The organism is Acinetobacter sp. RF14B (genome assembly GCF_006864105.1).
GTDB classification, from domain to species: Bacteria; Pseudomonadota; Gammaproteobacteria; order Pseudomonadales; family Moraxellaceae; genus Acinetobacter; species Acinetobacter lwoffii_C.
In genome coordinates this window covers 1-2,312 of sequence record NZ_SMTB01000168.1, presented here as the reverse complement: position 1 = coordinate 2,312, position 2,312 = coordinate 1, and the positions used below count along the sequence as shown (strand labels likewise).

Genomic DNA, 2,312 nt, shown 5'->3' with positions numbered 1-2,312 from the left:
ATAGGGTTTTCAATAATCCATTTTTTGAAATTATCCGATCTAGTATATTCATCATTTAAAACACCTAAACGCTTTCTAAACTCTGCTAGTTCAATAACAGGCGTTTTCCCTGTACTACGCCAACAAATCAATAATTCATACAGACGGACGGCATAGGCACTCGATAAACCGCTAATTTGTTCAATATCGTATTGGGTGAATTGTTCCTCTAATCGTGTAATCAGTGGAACAACGGCAGGGGCAAAAATAACCTCAACTGTTGCCGTTTCATCAATGTAAGCAATTTGCGATACCCAACGACTTGTAATATTAGCTCGCCCACGCTCACGTTTTTCTTGGTAACTAAATTGGCGTGCAAATAAGTCCTTACAAGCATCTTTTAATGCTTGATATGCAGTCTGTCTAGCTACACCAAATTGATTGATATAGCTTTCAGCATGAACGGTTAGAGGATCATTGGCATTGATTCCTTTGCCTGATTCTCTAGCCTCAAGGATAGCCAAGAGAATTAAACGCTGCTCAACTAAGTCTAGGTTATAACTAGCGTTCATTAAGGCGTTATCTTTTACTATTAAATCACTCATTTTACTTATTAATATTAAACCTAGTAATTCCTTTGTATTATATTTTCTAGGATTATGCAAGGTAAACCTAGGAGTATTGGTAGGTAAACCTAGGAGTATTGGTAGGTAAACCTAGGAGTATTGGTAGGTAAACCTAGGAGTATGTCCGCTGTATGCCTTGCTGTGTAGGCATTTCAGCATGTCTAAAAGCATTTAAAAGCATTTAAAAACTTTAAAAGCCCATTTACATCATGAAAATTGCCCTATGTTTTCGCTTTGCTCAAACTTTTTTGACTAAGCTTGCTTAGTCGAGGGGCAATTTCTTCAAATTACGGAGAAAAGTTCAAAGGTTTAAAAAGCATAGAGCAAGGACACACAGAGGGGACTTTTTCACTACCGTGTAAAATTCCTACTCTGTGCCTTGTTGGGGCAAGCCCCAAACCCCAAAAGCAAGATCAAAAACAAAAATGGCACTCGCTTCGCTCGTGTCTTCTCAAAAGCAAAAGCACACGATAGTTAAAATTTTCATGAAATAAGATGCTAAAAAAGTGGTTTTTCAGAGGGGGGAATAATTGAACTTTCATTGTGTCGCTCGTAGACACTCGCTAAATTATTTTTTGAACATATAATCACTTTAAAATTATTTACATGTTTAAAGAGGGTTTATGGGAAGTTATATCGAAGAAAACTTAGCTAGAGATGAACAAATTATTATAAAAGCACAAGTTACTTGGCTATCTCAGTTCTGGTATTTATTGTTTGGTATCTTATTTATTTTATCTTCTTTTGGTTCTAAAAGTTTAGTTGGCGTTGTAGTCGGTGGTGTATTGATAGCTATTGCAGCAATTCATGTTTTAACAACAGAACTAGCATTAACGAATAGACGAATTATTGCAAAATCAGGATTAATTCGAAGAAATACTATTGAATTAAAAACTAATAGAGTTGAGAGTTTAGGAGTTAATCAAGGGATATTAGGAAGAATTTTCAACTTTGGTTCTATTGTTGTCAAAGGTGTTGGTGGATCACATGCACCAATTCCATATATAGCTCGACCTATGGAATTTAGACAACAAGTAAACAATTACCTTGATGAACTAGATGATAAAAAATAAATCAACGATTTAATCGCAAAAATAAAAAAGCGTCACTATCAGTAGTGACGCTTTTTTAAATGTAATAACAGCAAGCCTTTCAAACATAATTTTCTACGTGATTGCCACGTGACAGACTAGAAAACCACACCAAATTCTTCTAATTTTGATTGCCATTGCTCGGCTATTGAATCGGTTATAATCTCACTTTGAATACGTGCCATCATCTGCATGATTGATTCATCACCTTGTTTAAACCGATCTGATAGACGGTTAGACATGATTAACCCTGTAATCTTGCTTGCTCGATGCTGTAAATCGCTAAAATTTGCGTTTTCAGGTTGTTTTACGATGTTGGCAGGGATTTGACTAGGCTTTTCGATACGTTGGCTAGAATCGCCCTTTTTTGGCGTTTCAGGCTCTGTTTTTTTCTTCTGTTTAAACTTGAATGAAAACCCTGTGATTGTCCGCCCTTTTTTGTGCTGTTCGTAGCTTGCTGTGATGTCGGTATGCTCGTTTATTTGTTTAATAGGGTTTTCAATAATCCATTTTTTGAAATTATCCGATCTAGTATATTCATCATTTAAAACACCTAAACGCTTTCTAAACTCTGCTAGTTCAATAACAGGCGTTTTCCCTGTACTACGCCAACAAA

General features: G+C 35.9%; 2 protein-coding genes and 1 pseudogene. 1 reads left to right on the top strand and 2 read right to left on the bottom strand.

Going from position 1 to position 2,312, the window contains the following annotated elements; translation table 11 throughout:
- Nucleotides 1-584 (bottom strand): replication initiation protein RepM (gene repM, locus E2K52_RS14160; protein ID WP_151205650.1); only part of this gene is annotated, 584 nt, incomplete at its 3' end.
- Between the two features lie 644 nt (nt 585-1,228).
- Here repM and E2K52_RS14155 point away from each other — a divergent pair.
- Entirely contained in the window at nt 1,229-1,678 is a 450-nt protein-coding gene (locus tag E2K52_RS14155; RefSeq protein ID WP_086231555.1) for a PH domain-containing protein, read from the top strand.
- Nucleotides 1,679-1,794: 116 nt separating this feature from the next.
- On the opposite strand, the pseudogene E2K52_RS14150 reads toward E2K52_RS14155, so the two are convergent.
- Nucleotides 1,795-2,312, bottom strand: a pseudogene (locus E2K52_RS14150) (RepB family plasmid replication initiator protein); the annotation flags it as partial.

Excerpts from the sequence above, each read along its gene's own strand:
- E2K52_RS14155 (WP_086231555.1), top strand. The coding sequence starts at position 1,229 with ATGGGAAGTTATATCGAAGAAAACTTAGCTAGAGATGAACAAATTATT.